This window comes from Bradyrhizobium sp. 157 (assembly GCF_023073815.1).
In the GTDB taxonomy this organism is placed as follows: domain Bacteria; phylum Pseudomonadota; class Alphaproteobacteria; order Rhizobiales; family Xanthobacteraceae; genus Bradyrhizobium.
Map to the genome: position 1 here is coordinate 1 of NZ_JADPKF010000092.1, position 16,294 is coordinate 16,294.

Annotated in this window: 19 protein-coding genes and 1 pseudogene; 11 read left to right on the forward strand and 9 right to left on the reverse strand. The window is 60.3% G+C overall.

All coding sequences use genetic code 11. The annotated features are described in order from the left end of the window. Positions 1-263: 263 nt before the first annotated feature. Positions 264-536: a hypothetical protein gene (locus tag IVA95_RS29530; protein ID WP_057841791.1), complete on the reverse strand. Its 273-nt coding sequence runs from the start codon at positions 534-536 to the stop codon at positions 264-266. Positions 537-753: 217 nt separating this feature from the next. Then, positions 754-1,080: a hypothetical protein gene (locus IVA95_RS29535; RefSeq protein WP_247513697.1), complete on the reverse strand. Its 327-nt coding sequence runs from the start codon at positions 1,078-1,080 to the stop codon at positions 754-756. A gap of 416 nt (positions 1,081-1,496) precedes the next feature. On the opposite strand from IVA95_RS29535, the gene IVA95_RS29540 reads away from it, so the two are divergent. Together IVA95_RS29540 and bfr are read left to right on the forward strand one after the other, a co-directional pair. Next, a complete protein-coding gene (locus IVA95_RS29540; RefSeq protein ID WP_247513784.1) occupies positions 1,497-1,772 on the forward strand; it encodes a (2Fe-2S)-binding protein in 276 nt (91 codons plus the stop codon). A gap of 138 nt (positions 1,773-1,910) precedes the next feature. Further along, on the forward strand, positions 1,911-2,396 hold the full coding sequence (gene bfr, locus IVA95_RS29545; RefSeq protein WP_057841789.1) for a bacterioferritin: 486 nt from the start codon (positions 1,911-1,913) through the stop codon (positions 2,394-2,396). Positions 2,397-2,535: 139 nt separating this feature from the next. On the opposite strand, the gene IVA95_RS29550 is transcribed toward bfr, so the two are convergent. Together IVA95_RS29550 and IVA95_RS29555 are read right to left on the reverse strand one after the other, a co-directional pair. Continuing rightward, positions 2,536-3,138: an MSMEG_1061 family FMN-dependent PPOX-type flavoprotein gene (locus IVA95_RS29550; RefSeq protein ID WP_247513698.1), complete on the reverse strand. Its 603-nt coding sequence runs from the start codon at positions 3,136-3,138 to the stop codon at positions 2,536-2,538. A gap of 64 nt (positions 3,139-3,202) precedes the next feature. After that, complete coding sequence (locus IVA95_RS29555) at positions 3,203-3,556, reverse strand: hypothetical protein (protein ID WP_247513699.1); 354 nt, start codon at positions 3,554-3,556, stop codon at positions 3,203-3,205. Positions 3,557-3,940: 384 nt separating this feature from the next. Here IVA95_RS29555 and IVA95_RS29560 point away from each other — a divergent pair, with 384 nt between their 5' ends. Continuing rightward, positions 3,941-4,573: a hypothetical protein gene (locus IVA95_RS29560; RefSeq protein WP_247513700.1), complete on the forward strand. Its 633-nt coding sequence runs from the start codon at positions 3,941-3,943 to the stop codon at positions 4,571-4,573. Positions 4,574-4,602: 29 nt separating this feature from the next. Here IVA95_RS29560 and IVA95_RS29565 read toward each other — a convergent pair whose 3' ends face one another. Together IVA95_RS29565 and IVA95_RS29570 are read right to left on the reverse strand one after the other, a co-directional pair. Beyond that, a complete protein-coding gene (locus tag IVA95_RS29565) occupies positions 4,603-5,667 on the reverse strand; it encodes an alpha/beta fold hydrolase (protein ID WP_247513701.1) in 1,065 nt (354 codons plus the stop codon). Between the two features lie 116 nt (positions 5,668-5,783). Continuing rightward, a complete protein-coding gene (locus tag IVA95_RS29570) occupies positions 5,784-6,023 on the reverse strand; it encodes a DUF2188 domain-containing protein (protein ID WP_247513702.1) in 240 nt (79 codons plus the stop codon). Positions 6,024-6,154: 131 nt separating this feature from the next. Between IVA95_RS29570 and IVA95_RS29575 the strand changes: the two genes are divergently transcribed. The 6 genes and pseudogenes from IVA95_RS29575 to IVA95_RS29600 all read left to right on the forward strand — a co-directional run bounded on the left by IVA95_RS29575 (position 6,155) and on the right by IVA95_RS29600 (position 10,899). Continuing rightward, complete coding sequence (locus IVA95_RS29575) at positions 6,155-6,421, forward strand: DUF2277 domain-containing protein (protein ID WP_028347019.1); 267 nt, start codon at positions 6,155-6,157, stop codon at positions 6,419-6,421. Positions 6,422-6,927: 506 nt separating this feature from the next. Further along, the gene (locus IVA95_RS29580) at positions 6,928-7,389 is read left to right on the forward strand and encodes a hypothetical protein (RefSeq protein WP_247513703.1); all 462 of its coding nucleotides are present in this window, start codon (positions 6,928-6,930) and stop codon (positions 7,387-7,389) included. 96 nt (positions 7,390-7,485) lie between these two features. After that, positions 7,486-7,950: a cupin domain-containing protein gene (locus IVA95_RS29585; protein ID WP_247513704.1), complete on the forward strand. Its 465-nt coding sequence runs from the start codon at positions 7,486-7,488 to the stop codon at positions 7,948-7,950. Between the two features lie 364 nt (positions 7,951-8,314). After that, positions 8,315-9,345, forward strand: a pseudogene (locus IVA95_RS29590) (IS110 family transposase). A gap of 522 nt (positions 9,346-9,867) precedes the next feature. Beyond that, positions 9,868-10,332 (forward strand): cupin domain-containing protein, encoded by a 465-nt coding sequence (locus IVA95_RS29595; protein WP_213253831.1) that lies wholly within the window; start codon positions 9,868-9,870, stop codon positions 10,330-10,332. A 129-nt stretch (positions 10,333-10,461) separates the two neighbouring features. Next, positions 10,462-10,899 carry a hypothetical protein gene (locus tag IVA95_RS29600; RefSeq protein ID WP_247513705.1) on the forward strand — a complete coding sequence of 146 codons (438 nt, stop codon included), beginning with the start codon at positions 10,462-10,464 and terminating at the stop codon, positions 10,897-10,899. A gap of 256 nt (positions 10,900-11,155) precedes the next feature. On the opposite strand, the gene IVA95_RS29605 is transcribed toward IVA95_RS29600, so the two are convergent. Beyond that, on the reverse strand, positions 11,156-11,392 hold the full coding sequence (locus IVA95_RS29605; protein WP_247512877.1) for a hypothetical protein: 237 nt from the start codon (positions 11,390-11,392) through the stop codon (positions 11,156-11,158). A gap of 480 nt (positions 11,393-11,872) precedes the next feature. Here IVA95_RS29605 and IVA95_RS29615 point away from each other — a divergent pair, with 480 nt between their 5' ends. Both IVA95_RS29615 and IVA95_RS29620 read left to right on the forward strand, forming a co-directional pair. Next, positions 11,873-12,226: a hypothetical protein gene (locus tag IVA95_RS29615; protein WP_247513706.1), complete on the forward strand. Its 354-nt coding sequence runs from the start codon at positions 11,873-11,875 to the stop codon at positions 12,224-12,226. Then, complete coding sequence (locus IVA95_RS29620) at positions 12,223-14,211, forward strand: alpha-amylase family glycosyl hydrolase (protein WP_247513707.1); 1,989 nt, start codon at positions 12,223-12,225, stop codon at positions 14,209-14,211. Before IVA95_RS29615 ends, IVA95_RS29620 begins: the two co-directional genes overlap by 4 nt. Before the next feature lie 36 nt (positions 14,212-14,247). Here the strand turns inward: IVA95_RS29620 and IVA95_RS29625 are convergent, their stop codons facing one another. Both IVA95_RS29625 and IVA95_RS29630 read right to left on the reverse strand, forming a co-directional pair. Then, entirely contained in the window at positions 14,248-15,273 is a 1,026-nt protein-coding gene (locus tag IVA95_RS29625; RefSeq protein ID WP_247513708.1) for a Gfo/Idh/MocA family oxidoreductase, read from the reverse strand. After that, the gene (locus tag IVA95_RS29630) at positions 15,270-16,262 is read right to left on the reverse strand and encodes a zinc-binding dehydrogenase (RefSeq protein WP_247513709.1); all 993 of its coding nucleotides are present in this window, start codon (positions 16,260-16,262) and stop codon (positions 15,270-15,272) included. Before IVA95_RS29630 ends, IVA95_RS29625 begins: the two co-directional genes overlap by 4 nt. Positions 16,263-16,294: the final 32 nt, after the last annotated feature.

Sequence of the window (16,294 nt, forward strand, 5' to 3'; positions counted from 1 at the left end):
TCCGGCATAGTAGTACATGGTCGTCCCTCGATGATGCTTGGAGCGGGCTTGCCCGACTCCGGTTTTTGACACCATCAGTTTGAGGGACGACCGCCTCCCGGCAAAGCCGCACGCGAGCGCGCTCTCAAATCGCGCCGTAGCGAGCGTGCGGCTCGATCGGCCGGCCCGTTACCCCATCTACGGAAGCGACAAACAAAAAGCCCGGCCGAGATATCGGCCGGGCTTTCGATTAAGACGCGCAGCTCGCGCGCCGATCAGTCAGATCAGTGGCAGACCTCGACGCGGCGATAGCGCCAGTCGTAGCCATCCCAGAAGCGCTCGCGCACCATGCGGCACGCCGGATAGGGCGCTTCTTCCACATACACCGGTCCGCCGTAAGCCGGGCGGCTGGAGGCGATCGCACCGCCGATGATCGCGCCGCCGAGCAAGCCGGCCGCTACGCCTGCGGCAACGCCACGCTGTGCGCTCGCGGGCGTCGAGGCAAGCGAACCGGCAATCGTTGCGACCGCGACGAAGGCAGCAAATGTCTTCTTCATGTCCTGGGCTCTCCTGGAGTGACGCCTTCGGGCGCCGGGTTTAGGGGATGACTCACACGCTGTTTCGCTAAAAAAGCGCACATCGGTCAATCGAAGGTAAACGTCTCAAACGGTCGACGAAAAAAGCGGTCTTTTTCGGGCCGGAAATGACATGCATCCCGGAACAGCAGCGCCTTTCCGGGATGTCGGACGCAATTTAATGAAGATGAACGGGGTGCTAGTCGCAAACCCTGACGCTGCGGACCCGCCAGCCATAGCCATCCCAGAACCGCTGCCGCTGCCAGAAGCAGGATTCGCCGTAGCCGGGATCGACCACATAGGCCGGGCCGCCATAGCCGGGCCCGTAATAGCCGGGCCCGTAATAGCCGGGGCCGTAATAGTAGCCGTTCTGCGAAGCAATCGCGCCGCCGACAATAGCGCCGCCGATCAATCCGGCTGCGACGCCCGCGGCAACGCCGCGCTGCGCCTGGGCGGGAGCGGGAACAGCCACGGCCGAAACGGTCAACGCGGCGGCGGCACCGAGCGCCATCAATGTCTTCTTCATGGCCTCACCTTTCTCGTGGAGCAAAGGACATTCGGGTTTGTCCCGGCGAAAGTTCCACATTTCGCTTGAATGATCAATGAACGGCGATGTCTCCGCGGGCGACAAAATGGCGAACGGCCGGCGGATTGGCGGTGCAACAATACCGAACGTCCCCCCGGCGCGAGCGCGCGGCGGCGACACCTGTGGGCATGGCTTCCAGCGGAGTTCTGGTGAGAGGGGATGGCGGCGATTGATCCCGAAACCCAACGGGCAAGTGACCGGCAGTGTGATCTACCGCAATTCCGGCCTTTTAGATTCATTCCAGTGTTTCTCCGGCATCAGTTTGGAATTGCTTGAAAATGCGGCTTTTCCTTTTGCATCTCGGCGCGCTCTTAAATATCGATGAAGTCGCATCACCGAAGGGTCTTACCGGTTTCATGATCGTCTGTTCCTGCAACGTTTTGAGCGACCACGATGTCCGTAATGCCGTAAGTGCGGCTTCGGACCTGCCGCGAAATCCCAAACAGATTTACGGTTGCCTCGGCTGCAGCGCCGAATGCGGCCGCTGCGCGCGCACCATCAAGACCATCATCGATGAAGCGCTCGGCGCCTGCGCCAAGGAGTGCTGCGCCGGTTGCCCGCACACGCGTCACGCCGCCAATGACGAGCCGGCGCAGGAAGCCGCCCCGGCCTTCGCCCTCGCGGCCTGCTGAAAAACCCTTAAAATCCACCGATTTCCACCGTTCCCCACGGCTTTTTTCGTGGAACGGTTGCCCTTGGCACTAAACTGATTTAGAAGCGTTCTAAATACAGTGTCAGGTCGCGTCGGCCTGAGGAAATTGGAGTGGACCATGCAGGGCGATCCCAAAGTCATCGACTATCTCAACAAGGGCCTGCGTAGCGAGCTTACCGCGATCAACCAGTATTGGCTGCACTACCGGCTGCTGAACAATTGGGGCCTGTTGGAATTTGCCAAGGTCTGGCGCAAGGAATCCATCGAGGAGATGGAGCACGCCGACAAGTTCACCGACCGGATCCTGTTCCTCGACGGCTTTCCCAACATGCAGGTGCTCGATCCCTTGCGCATCGGCCAGAACGTTAGGGAAATCATTGAATGCGATCTGGCAACCGAGATGACCGCGCGCACGCTCTATCAGGAAGCGGCGACCTACTGCCATGGCGTGAAGGATTACGTCTCGCGCGACTTGTTCGAGACCGTGATGAAGGACGAGGAACATCACATCGACTTCCTCGAAACCCAGCTTGACCTGATCCAGCGCATCGGGCTTGAGCTCTACACCCAGAAGCACGTCGGCGGCCTCGAGAACGGGGACTGAGGCGTCGCGTATAATTTTAGCGCGCAACTCTGTCAGTTCGTCATGGCCGGGCTTGACCCGGCCATCTCCGTCTTGGCCCCGCAACCACCAAATGTGGATGCCCGGGACAAGCCCGGGCATGACGGGGAGAGAGAAATCCCTACAACTGCGTCTTGTAGCGCTCGTAAATCTCCGCCTGGCTTTCGCGCTCGCCAAGTCCGGTCTGGTCGTGGATCACTTCGCCGATGCTCGGCATCACCGAACGCTCGACCTGCGTAGCCGCCCACAGTTTGGAGCGCATCAGCGCCTTGCCGCAGTGGAAATAGGCTTCCCTGACGTCGATATGCAGCACCGCGCGCGGCGGCTTGCCGAACTCGATCATCGAAGCCATCAGCTCCGGATCGACAGATAGCTTGCCCTTGCCGCCGACGCGCAGCGTCTCGTCGATCCCGGGCACGAAGAAGATCAACTGCACGAAGCCCGATCCCTCGACAATATTGCGAAAGCTGTCGATCCGGTTGTTGCCAGAGCGATCCGGCATCAACAGCAGGTTCGGTCCCGCGACATGGACGAAGCCGGGATTGCCGCCGCGCGGCGACGCATCAACGCTGCCGTCCGAGCCTGAGGTGGCGAGCACACAGAACGGCGACATGCCGATGAACTTTTTCGCGTGCGCGTCGATCTCCGGCCGCGCCTTGGCGATCACGCGCGGCGTGGGAGCGGGATAGATCGTTGCGAGGTCAGAAGGGGCAAGATCGGACAAGGGCGGCTCCTTTGCGTTTTTCTTCAGATTATCATCCGCGGGTTCCGCCGTCATCTTGAAGAACCTAAACCGCGTCCGCCGGCACGAAGCAGCTGATGATGATGCTGCCGCGGTGGTGGACGTACCACACCACGGCTTCGCCGATCGGGTTGCCCTGGTCGCGAATGACCGCGCGCTCGGGCACCTGCATCCATTGGCCCTCGATCGGAACCCAATAGGTCCCGCCGCGGACGTCGTAGTTCGTGCGATGCCCGTCGGAGATATCGCAGCATGGCACGCCGTTCGGCGCGATCACGCTCTTGAACCAGGCGCGAATATCAGGCGGCACGTGGTCGTACTGGCCCCTGTCGACGGCAAGCGCTGCGTCGGCCAGCACCGAAAGGCAGACGAGCAAGCCGAATGGCGCAAGCCTTCGCATCCGATCCTCCGCTGCGTTTGTCTCGTCCTCGCGCCGGCGCATGCCGCCCACGATTCGTAATCCGAAGACAATTCAAGCGGAGCCCGGTTGCGGATGCACGCTCAAATAATGAGCGATGTGAGCGAAGCAGATTTGATGCATTGCGAAATCGGGACTTTCCGGCTGGTCCCGTCCTGTACACAGTTTGATGCGAGCCACTGCCGGCTCAACGATCGCACTGAACTGGTTGCTGCCCTGAAGTAGGAAAACTACGAACGTGCTATCGATCTTGCGTATGGATTCGTGGTGAGCTGCCGGGCGCAGCAAGCTGCCTGACATGCGGTCTAACCGCCCGTGCTTGGTGGAAGGAGCCGGTCAACGGTCATCTTCACGATTGGAAACGCGTTGGGCACGAACCCGAAGACTGCGATAGGCCTGCTTTCACCCGTGGGATTGCTGTTTGCGCTCCCCATATTGCTTTGGGCTTTCAGCTTCACCGAACGTTTCGGACTGGAGAAATGCAGCATCGGTTCGATCAGCGGTGCTGAATACCAGAACATATTGTCGCGAGCCGGCGAGCAGCGCTGGACAGTATGGCCCGGTTTGTCGAATGGGGTGTTTTGGCCGTCAGACAGGGACTTTCGAGGCCCGACAGCATCTTTCAACAGCAATCTCAATGATCAGCTTCTCTCGCATATCAGAGAGCTTGCTGGACCCGACGCGTCCATGAATCGCCAACTTGCTTCGGGCCATGCCGTCATGCGCAGCATGGGCGCAGAATACGTCCAAACTCAAGAACGCGCCGGTTCGCGCGTCCGTTTCACATACTACCTGCCGCAAGTGCGTTTCGCGCCTGTGTGTGTTCTTTGCCTGATATGGTGGTACACGACCATTGACGTGATCTTTTCTCATGACCTCGCCACCGATCGATACGAGTTGCAGGCAGTGAACGTTCTGCACGCCGGGCTGAAAGGTACTCCCGACAAAGAGCGCGCGCGCAACGTTCCATGGGGTAGTTGCCCTGAGTTTCGAAGATAATCGTGCCTCTGCTTTCACGAATATCGGGTTCACATCGCCCGCTGCGGCGCGGTTTGCAACAACTCCTGCAGCTCCTTCTTGTAGAACTTCGCGTTGCCGGTGGTGAGATGGCCGCGCGTCTCGCTGGAGGCCGGGATCAGGAACAGGCGTCCGTTCTTCACGCGCTTCATCGCCGCCTCGGTGACGCCGGTTTCCGGCGGATTGCGCTCGTCGTCGGCGGCATTGATCAAGAGCAGCGTCGCCTCGATCTTTTCCAGCGCGGGTGCGGGATTGTAATCGTGCGAGGCCTCCCACTGGTAGATGAAGTCGTTGGCGTCGGCGGTGATTGCGGTAGCCAGCCGGTCGTCGACCATCTTGTCGGCTTTCGCCGCCGTCGGCGCCAGCGCCTGATATGCCAATGTGCCGCCGGCGGTCGCAATGCCATAGGCATTGATGGCGTATTTCATCATGCGCGGCTGGGCGGTGTAGTTGCCGCCATTGTACTCGGGATCGTTCCTGATGGTCTCCAGCATCATCCTCCGCAGCATCCAATTGCGCGCCGCCATCTCGGTCGGCTGCGAGGCCATCGGCACCAGCGCGTCCATGAAGTCAGGATATTTGCCGCCCCAGATCCAGGTGTGCATGCCGCCCATCGAATTGCCGATGACGAGCCGCAGATGCTTTACTCCGAGACCTTCCGTGACAAGGCGATACTGCGCATCGACCATGTCCTCGTAATTGTATTTCGGAAAAATGGTCTTCATGCCGTCGGAGGGCTTTGACGATTTGCCGTGGCCGAGACTATCAGGAATGATGATGTAGTACTTCGTCGCATCGAGCGGCTGGCCGGGGCCGAACAATTCGCCGCCGAAGGTGGCCGTCAACATGCTGGCGGCCGAGCCGCCCGAGCCGTGCAACACCAGCACCGGCTGACCGGTCGGCTCGCCGATCGTGGTGTAGTGCAGCCGCAGCTCCGGCATCGTCTCGCCGGTGTGGAACTTGAAATTCTTGGCGATCCAGTTGCCCTGTTTCGGTGCGGGATAATCGGCGGCGAAGGCAGTGAAGGAGGTGAGCGCCAGTGCGGCGGCCGCAAAGGCCGCGTGCAAAAAATTCATCATCGTCTCCCCAAGACTCACAGTTTTCCAGAACCTGCGGCTATCTTTTGCGAACCGCTTGGCAGGGAACCTAGCACACCGGCTATTTCTCCGTCATCAGATCGCCCAACGATGCATTAGCCCTCCACCTCGGTTTCCGGCCGGTCGTTGCCGGCGGCGGTTTCCGAGTGCCATCGTCCGTCAGCGGTTTCGTATTCGATGACCTCGGTGCGGCCGGGCACCCGCTGCTCGGCGGCCGCGCGCCGGGCGGCTGCCAGCGCCGCGGCGCGGTTCGGAAACGGCTCGGAAAACACGCCGTTGACGGTGTAGGCCCAGCCGCCGTCATGTTCGACGATCTTGTAGGTCAGATGGGGCATCGGGAACTCGCTGCTTGCAGGTGCCGACAGGGGGTGAACGCGCCGCTGGATTCATGACAGAATAAGCCAGGCTGTCGGATTTTGCACCGGCCGTTCGTCCTTGATCGAAGACCTCTGCAGAAGAGAGAACCATGTGCCGTAACATCAAGACCCTGTTCAATTTCGATCCCCCGGCCACGCACGCGGAGATCCATGCCTCCGCGCTGCAATTCGTGCGCAAGCTTTCCGGATTCAATTCGCCGTCGCAGGCCAATGCCGAGGCGTTCAACCGCGCGGTTTCCGAAGTCTCCGACAGTGCGCGGCGTCTGCTCGCCTCGCTGCAGACCAACGCGCCGCCGCGCGACCGCGAAGTCGAGGCAGAGAAGGCGAGGGAGCGTTCGCGGGCGCGGTTTGGGTAGGGGCGTGGACTCATAAGCGCGCAACTAAATGCGGCGGGCATCGATTTCCGGATCGCGCTAGGGAGCATCGAGTGCAAGACCCAAGATACCTTTCAGGACGCGTCGGTCGTCAACACGGGGAATGCCACGCGGTCATTTGGAAGGAACGACCTGATCACAGCGCATCCAGAGCCTGTGAGTTCGTACCGACACCCCCACGTTGGGTGCCGCGATGTATCTTTCGAAGGTGCCATCGTTGCAGAGTTGCGCATCCTTTGGCAGCGCGGCGATCTGAACCGAAACATGCATAATCACGCGTCTAATAGACGCATTATCCAAAAATGGGTCTGCGCAAGTCCTCCTTGGAAGCAGTGGTATGATTGGCATCGTGAAACTGGATCATGGAGATTCTTGCTCCGACCAAATTGTAACCTGCAGCCTATCTGGGAGGAAACCATGAGACATCATCTCAGTTCATCGTGGATGTGCGTTGTGTTGTGCTTGCTTTGGCAGTCCCGGGGGGCGCTGTGCCGGCCTTGGCGGAAGAAGCGGGCCAATGGTTCGGTCGAGCCGTTCTGGTCACCCTGTCCAGTAAGAGCGTGAAGGTGGAAGACAGGGCCGACCATACGGTGTCGGTCACCGAATACGACGGCGCCGTGTTCAACGCCGATGGCAAGCCATTCCTCGACAAAGCTCGCTATCAGGTTGTTGATCTGACGGATGCTGGCATTTCCAGCGGCGGCCATAAGACCTTCACAGAGGCCGATGGATCCAAGGTCTTTGCCAAGTACGTCCTGAAAGACGCGAAGCCGAAAGAGTTCCGCGGCACCTTCGAGTTCACTGGCGGCACGGGAAAATATGCAGGGATCACGGGCCGCGGTGAATACCACGTCGTGCTGGTCAGCGACACGGCCTTGTGGGATGAACTCCGCGGCGAGTACAAAATTCCGGCTACCGTCGGAAGTTCGCGACCTGATCCGAGCAAATGAACATGGAGAACCCGCTATGGGGAGCGGGGCGGCGATCGTGCTGTCGGCAAGCAATAGCACTCTGAAAAATGGAGCAACAATCGTAAGGAGGACCTCATGAAAAAGCTTCTGGCCTTGACGGTCTTGATCGCACTGGCAAGTCCGGCACTGGCGCAAGATGCCGTGACCATGGTCAAACCAGATGCGCTGACATGGAAGGACAATCCGAACATTCCGAAGGGTGGCCAAACCGCGGTCCTGGTAGGCGATCCAACGAAAGCTGGCAGCGTGGTGGTCCAGCGCGTCAAGCTTCCGCCCAACTATAAAATTCCGCCGCACACTCATCCCTATGCCGAGACCGTCACCGTGATCAGCGGTAGCGTCGGCTTTGGCATGGGCGAAAAATTTGACTCTACGAAAGGCGAGGTGGTCAAGGCGGGTGCCTTGCAGGCGATGCCGGCGAAGCACGCTCATTATACTTGGACGGGAAACGAGGAGGCGATCATCCAAGTTCAGTTCATCGGCCCAGGAGGCATCGACTACATCAACCCGGCTGATGATCCCCGCAAGAAGACGCAGTGAAGTATACCAACTCTAATTTGCAAACCGGTGGTGTCCATCACTCATCGTGTCTGGAAGCGAGCCTCCTTGGCACCACCTGCATGAGACCACCTCTAGACCGGCCCCGCTGCGGCCGAAGCCGAGCGGGGCCTTTGCATATTGAGCGAGAGTCTTGCCGCTGCGTTTGTCTGAGTGGCATGTCGGGTCATGGCACCTTTGAGACATGCCCTCCTATCCTGAGATTGTCCGTTCACCGGGCTAGACCGGAAGTCGCCATAGTCCGGTCAAATCGACGCGAATGATGTGGTGGACGACGCCCGCTCCCGGCATCGAATGTGCCAAAGGGTGATTGTTCAACAACGAATCACCGGAGGGGGTCGTCCACATGCAGGTTAGCACCATCGGCGTTGATCTTGCCAAGAACGTGTTCCAAGTGCACGGCGTGGATAGTGCGGGCAAGGTCGTCATCATTCGTCAGTTGCGGCGCAAGCAGGTCATTGACTTCTTTAGCAAGATTCCCCTTGCCTGGTCGGCATGGAAGCCTGCGGAACCGCTCATCGTTGGGCGCGTGAAGTTTCCAAGCTCGGTCACACCGTGCGCCTGATGCCGCCGAGTTACGTGAAGGGCTATGTCAAACGGTCGAAAAACGATGCTGCCGACGCAGCCGCCATCTGTGAGGCCGTGACACGCCCACCAATGCGGTTCGTGCCGATTAAGTCGGCCGATCAGCAAGCCTTGCTGATGTTGCATCGAACGCGGGATCTTTTAATCCGTCAGCGCACGCAGCTGATCAATGCGCTCCGAGGCCACCTTGCCGAGTTCGGCCTCGTTGCGGAGACGGGGCGCGAAGGTCTCGCGCAGCTTGCCGCGATCATCACGGACGAAAGTAACCGCGAAGCTCTTCCATCTGCGATGAAACAGGCGCTGCAGGCCATTGTCGACCAACTCGCTGCTCTGGAATTGCAAATCGCGACTCTGGATCGCGCCATTCACGCCCATCATCGTGCCAATGACATGAGCTGCCGCCTCGAGACCGTGCCCGGGATTGGCGTGATCGGGGCCATGGCCATTGCTTCTACTGTCACAGACCCGAGTGACTTCAAATCCGGTCGGGATTTTGCGGCATGGATCGGACTTGTGCCGCGGCAGCACTCGACGGGGGGCAAGGAGCGGCTCGGCGGCATCTCCAAGCAAGGAGATCGCTATCTCCGACGGTTGCTCGTCATCGGTGCAACAGCCGTTGTTCGACACGCCCGGCAGCAGCCGCAAAAGCATCCCTGGGTCATGAGGCTGCTGGCCAAGAAGCCGGCCCCGCTCGTCGCCGTTGCCGTTGCCAACAAGATGGCGCGCATCGCTTGGGCGATCATGGCCAAGGGAGGATACTATCGAGCGCCGGAGCTTGCTGCAGCCGCCTGAAGAGGCTTGGCAATAGGAGCCTGAGGCGACGGCGGGGCAAGACAACCGAATTGCGAGGGTGATGATGGCGTGATGCGAAACGGTCGAGCCGTCGATTGGGACGACCCGCTTCTGGGTCATGGGCGTCAAAGCCCGTGCGAATGATTGGGACCCGATCCGCGGACTACATCAGGGCCAGCGGTCATGGTGCCGCGCAAACAGGCCGGACACATGACTTGTACCCGACCGCAAGCCGAACGTCAGATTCTTCTTGCAACGTGGGCGTCGTCCACACATGACCCTAAACGGAAAACGCATCCGAATTCCGGTAGCCGAGCGCGCCCACAATCTCTTGAAGAGGCGGCTGCCACGACGTAACCTAAAGCTCCAAGGTGGCGAAATTGCCACTTGCTTTTTCGGCTGCGCACATAGGCAGCCAAGCATTCGGACAATCGATAGAAGGCGCTTTTTTCTTGGGAGCGACCGCTATCGTTCACGCCGATCCTTGGTCATCTGAAACGTCGGATAACAAGGGAGGGATTCATGATCTTTTCATTCACCCGCGCCCTGATCGTTTTATCTGTCGCTGCGCTTGGGCCGTCCGGTATCTTCGGCGGAGTCGATGAGGCAAGGGCCGACGACGTGCCCGACGCACTATCTGTTGAGTGGCAAGGCAAGAAACCTTGCGAGAAGCTTTTTGACGACGCGCATGTCCGCGTGGCCCGGTGCACGTTCCCACCGGGGGCTATGCACGTCTGCCACTCACACCCGGGTTACCTTACCTATGTGGTGAGCGGAGGCCAAGGACAGATCGAGGACGAGAAAGGAATACGTAAGATTAATATACCCGCCGGCGCATTGTTCGATGCGCCTCCAACCCCATGGCATGAGTTTGCAAACCTAGGAGACACCACGATTCAATACATCATCGTCGAGAAAAAATACCAGGGTGTCACCCCAGTGAGTCAGACCGCATGCCCGAAAGGAACAGTGGGCCGCTCTCAATAACTGACGGCAGGGTCAAGCCGCCGGCTCACTTTTCGGTTCGCAGGCAGCGAGTCGTTTGCTGAAACGACTGCTGGTAGCGCCTTGCGATCGGAAAGGGACAAATCGGGTGCCACAGAATGCGAGACTAGCGTGACTTCTCAGTGGCAGTACCAGGTTAGGTTCGATCTGAACGATTCTGCCACGGCGGAATCGGTACGCCGAAAACACCGTGTTCCGGCACTGGCGCCGCTGTTCGATATCCTCGCCGAGCATCGCGCTGCGCTGAAATGTCAGTTCGACGCCTTTGCGGAGTATGTCGCCGCAGCAGAAGAGCACGGCGTCGAAAACTATCCGCTCTACCAGTGGACGAAGGCGACGATCGAAAATCCGGCGAAGAAGGAAAAGTATTTGAGATCCTTTACAGTCTACGTGGACGACCGGGAGGTCTATGCCAAGGAGATTGCTGACGCGCTGGAGGCGGACTTGCAGCGGCTCGCCACTAGCGGGCTCATCACGCGAATATCCAAGTACGATACCAATCCCGCCAACAATCCTCAGCCGCCGCAGGGCCCCCGCGAGCGGAGCTAGTCCATCCGCGAGAGCGAACTGAATGCCCGCTCCTGGCACCCTTGAGACATGCCCACCTATCCTGAGAATGTCCGTTCACCGGGGTAGACCGGAAGTCACCGTGGTCCGGCCAAACCGACGCCAAAGCGGGCATTACCCCTCCGGCACCCCGGCCATTCGCATCTCAAAGGTGCGCTCGCGCCAGAGAAGCTGGTTCGGATTGTCACTCATCAATGCGCCAGCGAAATTGTTGTGCTGACGGCCTCTGCAACACTGTTCAAAACAGAAAAAAGCTCCCGATCAGCAGGCCCGCAGAAAAGGACCAAAGCCCCAAGGTGCAAGCTGACACAAGGCGCACGAGGTTGCGAACCTGCACCTCGAATTCCGCTTCTGTTGTCTCATGGAACTGAGCTGTCATTGGCGTGGCCCTGCCCAGTAGGCGCGGCCGGATGTACGCACAAATCATGGTGAAGGTGGGGCATTTGCGCCCCGCAGTGATGGCAACGGTGCTCACGCTTGAGGGCTCCCAAGCGGACATGCGGCATCATTCCTCCGATGTCTGCTGTCGAGGGGATTGTGTTGCAAAAGTCGTTTTGCCGAAGGTGTCAAAAATTCTGAGGGCCGCAGGCGCGATTTTCGTGTAGAGATCTGAGGGACCTCATCGCCTCATGCTAAACACTTCGGTAACGCGATTGAGGTTATCCGAATCGTCGATCGCCTCGCGTTTTAAGGTTTCACCAAAAATTCGGACTGATGCAACTTTCGGCTTTTGCAACAGTATCGAGGGCAGAACGGACATGCTGTTCAGTTGGGCCAACTTCCGCTTTGCCTATGGGCGTCCCGAGGCGGGTGAGGAGGACATCTTGGCGGCCACACGCGCCGCCCACGCACAAGCGTTCATCGACCGGCTTCCGGATCGATACGATCGTTCGTAGGGGAGCGCGGCAGTCAGCTCTCGGTAGGGGAGCGCCAACGGATCACCATTGCGCGCGCATTGCTGAAGAACCCGCCGATCCTGGTGCTCGACGAAGCTACGTCTGCGCTCGATGCCGAGTCGGCGGAGGCGGTGCAACACGCGCTCGACAATCTCAAGAGGCAGCGAACGACTTTCATCATTGCGCATAGGCTATCGACGGTGGTGAGTGCCGACCGCATCGTCGTTCTGAAGGACGGAACCGTCGCGGAGAGCGGAACCCACGGCTCGCTGATGAAGGCCGGCGGCCATTACGCGTCGCTGGTGAAACGGCAAAGTCGCGGCTTGATCGCCAACGAGGTCGATTCATGGGCGCGCCTTGATGGAACCGGGTATACGGACTATTCCGCACCTGTTCCTCGAGACAGCGGATGAAATTCTCGGCCAATGACGTTGGGTCGGGAGCGGCGATGAAAATAGCGTCCCGGCAAAGTGCGTCTCGCAAGTACCTGCATTTGATACGTGCCGGCCTGCTTGGCGCGGCCCTGTTGTTGACAGGCGCCACGGATCAGGTTCCCGTCTCATTCGGCACCGCCGGAGGCGATGCGTGGGACTTTTCCAAATCGGTTGACATCACTGTCCCTAAAGGCCGCTGCGATCAAATTGTGGTCACCTCACCGGGCTCGGCCGTCACACTGCCGGCCAAGCAAGGGCGGACTCACGCCCGGATTTCGCTTCAGCCAGGTGACAATCAGGTCAGGGCCGAATGTCGACAAAACGGCGTCGAGCGTGGGTCGGCACAGCAGAGCTGGAACGTCCGACTCCGCAACACGCCAACCGCATTGGTCGACACATCCGAGAACAGCAGGGGCGTTACGCTGAGTGCGCAACGAAGCTTGCCTGCGCCGGTCCGCGGCAGCGCGATCGCCGCGTACGAATGGCGCGCGCGCGATGACAATCCGGCACCGCTTGCTGGATTGCCGGCGAACGGCGCGCGCATCGAGTTCTCCGATGTGCCGCCGGATGGCGAATATTACGTCACCGTCAAGGTCACGGATGGCAATGGTCGCGCCGACGAGGCGACGGTGATGCTTCGTGCGCAGGGCGGCACCCTGCGGACGGTTGATGCCCAGCATGATCACGCCGCCTGGATCGACCGCGCCGTCGTATATGGTGTTGTGCCCACGCTGTTCGGCCCTCGCGGCCTTGCCGATGTCACCGCGCGCCTCGATCAGCTCAGGGAGCTCGGGGTGACGGCCCTGTGGCTTTCGCCGATTACCGAAAGCCCGCCGGGCGACTTCGGCTACGCCGTGACGGACTATTTTCGGATACGGCAGAGCGTTGGCGATGAACGGAAGCTGCGTGAACTGGTCCAGGCTGCCCACACGCGCGGGATCCGGGTGATCATCGACTTCGTTCCGAACCATTTGTCGGATCAGCACGCGTACTTCGCAGATTCTGTGCGGCGTGAGCGCTCGTCACCTTACTTCAGCTTCTTCGCGCGCGGGCGGGACGGCAAGGCCGAGCACTACTTTGATTGGAGCAATCTCAAGAATCTCAACTACGCCAATCCGGAGGTGCAGCGCCTGGTGATCGAGGCTTTCGCATATTGGGTGCGCGAATTCGATGTGGACGGCTTCCGCGTCGATGCCGCATGGGGCCCGAAGCAGCGGGCGCCGGAGTTCTGGCCCCGCTGGCGTGCGGAGCTCAAGCGCATCAAGCCAGATCTGTTTCTGCTTGCCGAAGCTTCCGCGCGCGACCCCTATTACGGCCGACATGGGTTTGATGCAGCCTATGACTGGACCGGGAAGCTTGGTGAATGGGCCTGGCGCGATGCATTCGAGGACAAGCCAAACACGGCGCGACGACTGCGTTCCGCGATCGAAGCATCGGCGTCAGGCGACGTTCTGGTATTCCGGTTTCTGGATAACAATGACACCGGGCCGCGTTTCCGTTCACGCCACGGAGTTGGCCGGACCCGCGTCGCTGCGGCCATGCTGCTGACGCTGCCCGGCATTCCGGGCATCTATACGGGCGAGGAGGTCGGTGCAGCCTACGAGCCGTACAAGGATGCCCGCCAGATCGCATGGGATGATGCTTATGGACTGCAGCATTGGTACAAGCGGCTGATCGCATTGCGCCAAGAGCATCCCGCGCTGCGTTCGCGCGAAATCCGCATGCTGGACGTGGCCGACGGCCAGAATGTGCTGGCCTATCTGCGAGTGGCCGGCACACCGTCAAACAACGTGCTGGTGCTTCTGAGCTACGGCAAATCGCCCGCACAAATGTCGATTCCGCACGATATCATCGAGAAGCTGTCCGGCGGGAGTTTGAGCGATCTCTTGACCGGTGAGGAAATCGGCATCGATGGCAACATCAGACTGGATGGCGAGACCGTTCGCATCCTGAAGCCCCGCTAAGGCATGTCAAACGTGGTGTAGCTGCAGGCAAGGCTTTCACCTGCCATATATCCGGTCCAACACCGCCGCCACGTCGGCACATCGTTCGACGGAAGGATCGAAGTTCGTGCCCGCAGCGAGCGCCCGCGCCCATTCGACGGCGGCGCGTCCGAACCATGCATCCGGCGGGGTCGCGAGTGTTTCACTTGCCGTTCCACGGTAGAGTTCGGCGACGAAATCATAGAACGATCCATTGATATTGCGCATCGCGGCGCCGCCGCGCGTGCCGTAGAAGGCCGCGGAAATCACCGCATCGCGCCCGGCAGGCAGCCGCCATGAGCAGGTAAGATGCACCGTCGCGCCAGTTTCCAGATCGATTGTGGCGAGTGCATAGTCTTCGGCGCGCTCAGCATACGTGGAAAGCAACTGGCCATCGGCAAATAGCCGTGAGGAGGAGCGTGCGACCGCCGGAAAATCAAGCACCCATAGCGCCAGGTCGACCAGGTGAACTCCCAGATCGATCACGCAACCGCCACCCGCCAGTGCCGGGTCGTAGAACCACGGCTTGTCCGGCCCGTAGGCATTATGGAAGGTCAGCTCCACCGCGTAAACATGTCCGAGCTCGCCACTCCGCACCAACCGCCGGATCTGACGCATGGCCTCGGTAAATCGGTACGAAAGGTCGACTGCGAGCAGCCGGTTTGCCGAGTGCGCCGTATCGATCACCGCGCGGACTTCTTGAGCCGTGCGTCCCAGCGGCTTCTGGCAAAACACCGCTTTACCGCGGGCGAGTGCGCGGATCGATTGCTCGGCATGGAGTGCTGTTGGCGTTGCAATGACGACGCCGTCGATGTCCTGGTCCAGAAGCTCTTCGAATGTCGAAAGCGCTTTCGCATCAGGCGCAAGCGGCGCCGCCTGCGCAATCATCGCATCAGAGGAATCGGCAACGGCTGCGATCTCGACCACATCCGCTTCGGCGATCGCTCTCATACGATGGTGTCCGATCCAGCCTACGCCGAGGAAGCCGATCCGCGGGCGCGTCGTTGCGCGCGCGGGGCTAGTCTTGATCGACACTTGCGTCATGTGCATGTCACCAGGGCTTTGAGAAAGCCGTCCGGACGATCGCGTGTCGCGTCGAGGGCATCGCCCAGGCGGTCGAGGGGAAAACTGTGCGTATACAGGGGGCTCGGATCGAGTTGGCCCGCATTGACGATGTCGATGGCGTCGCGAATGCCACGCATGTAGATCTGCGGATCGCGCTCATGCGCATTGATCACGTCAATCCCGCGCCAATTCCAGAGCTGCATATTCACCTGTCGCGGTCCGTCCTGATGATAGCCTGCGACGATCAGGCGGCCGCGCTCGCGCGTCAGCTCTGTGGCAAGGTCCAGCGGCCACTGCTTTCCGGTCGCCTCGATCACGCGATCGCAGAGCTCACCCCCGTTCAGCGCTTTTGCGCGCTCGATGGCGCTTGATTTGTCGTCGATCAGAATGGTCTCGGCTGCTCCCATTTGCCTGGCCATTTCGAGCGCGAATGGCCGTCTGGAGAGGGCGATGACGTTGGCGCCGGCACTGGCGGCCAGGCTCGTCAGGATAGCGCCGAGAAATCCGATTCCGACAATTGCTACCGTCTGTCTCGTGCCGATTTCGCTCCGCCGAAAGATGTTCATGGCGCAACCGAGCGGTTCGCCTGGAAACGGCTGATCCTTGAGCGTTACGGGGATCGGCACCACGGCGTTCGCATCCGCCAGATCGTATTCGGCGTAGCTGTGATAGGACAGCGCGGCCACCCGTTCGCCGATCGATACACCCGTGACGTTCTCGCCAACGGCATCGACGATGCCCCAGCCTTCGTGACCGAGATCGCCGGGTTCCGTCGGAAACGTCGCCCACTGCGGGCCCGCCCAGACCGCGAGGTTGGACGCGCAAACGCCGCAGCCCTGCAAGCGGATGCGTACCTGATTGGCTGCAGGCTCTGGCCGATGCACCGTCTCGACGCGCGCCACGCCCGGTCCGCGAAGAACAGCCGCGCGCATGGTCCGCGCGATGGGTGAGACTGAAAGAACGTTCATGGCTATCGCTTGCTTTGAAAGGGCAGGACCTT

Coding starts and splice junctions, on each gene's coding strand:
- IVA95_RS29530 (WP_057841791.1), bottom strand. CDS start 536: ATGAAGAAGACATTTGCTGCCTTCGTCGCGGTCGCAACGATTGCCGGT.
- IVA95_RS29535 (WP_247513697.1), bottom strand. CDS start 1,080: ATGAAGAAGACATTGATGGCGCTCGGTGCCGCCGCCGCGTTGACCGTT.
- IVA95_RS29540 (WP_247513784.1), top strand. CDS start 1,497: ATGATCGTCTGTTCCTGCAACGTTTTGAGCGACCACGATGTCCGTAAT.
- bfr (WP_057841789.1), top strand. CDS start 1,911: ATGCAGGGCGATCCCAAAGTCATCGACTATCTCAACAAGGGCCTGCGT.
- IVA95_RS29555 (WP_247513699.1), bottom strand. CDS start 3,556: ATGCGAAGGCTTGCGCCATTCGGCTTGCTCGTCTGCCTTTCGGTGCTG.
- IVA95_RS29565 (WP_247513701.1), bottom strand. CDS start 5,667: ATGAATTTTTTGCACGCGGCCTTTGCGGCCGCCGCACTGGCGCTCACC.
- IVA95_RS29570 (WP_247513702.1), bottom strand. CDS start 6,023: ATGCCCCATCTGACCTACAAGATCGTCGAACATGACGGCGGCTGGGCC.
- IVA95_RS29575 (WP_028347019.1), top strand. CDS start 6,155: ATGTGCCGTAACATCAAGACCCTGTTCAATTTCGATCCCCCGGCCACG.
- IVA95_RS29585 (WP_247513704.1), top strand. CDS start 7,486: ATGAAAAAGCTTCTGGCCTTGACGGTCTTGATCGCACTGGCAAGTCCG.
- IVA95_RS29595 (WP_213253831.1), top strand. CDS start 9,868: ATGATCTTTTCATTCACCCGCGCCCTGATCGTTTTATCTGTCGCTGCG.
- IVA95_RS29620 (WP_247513707.1), top strand. CDS start 12,223: ATGAAATTCTCGGCCAATGACGTTGGGTCGGGAGCGGCGATGAAAATA.
- IVA95_RS29625 (WP_247513708.1), bottom strand. CDS start 15,273: ATGACGCAAGTGTCGATCAAGACTAGCCCCGCGCGCGCAACGACGCGC.
- IVA95_RS29630 (WP_247513709.1), bottom strand. CDS start 16,262: ATGAACGTTCTTTCAGTCTCACCCATCGCGCGGACCATGCGCGCGGCT.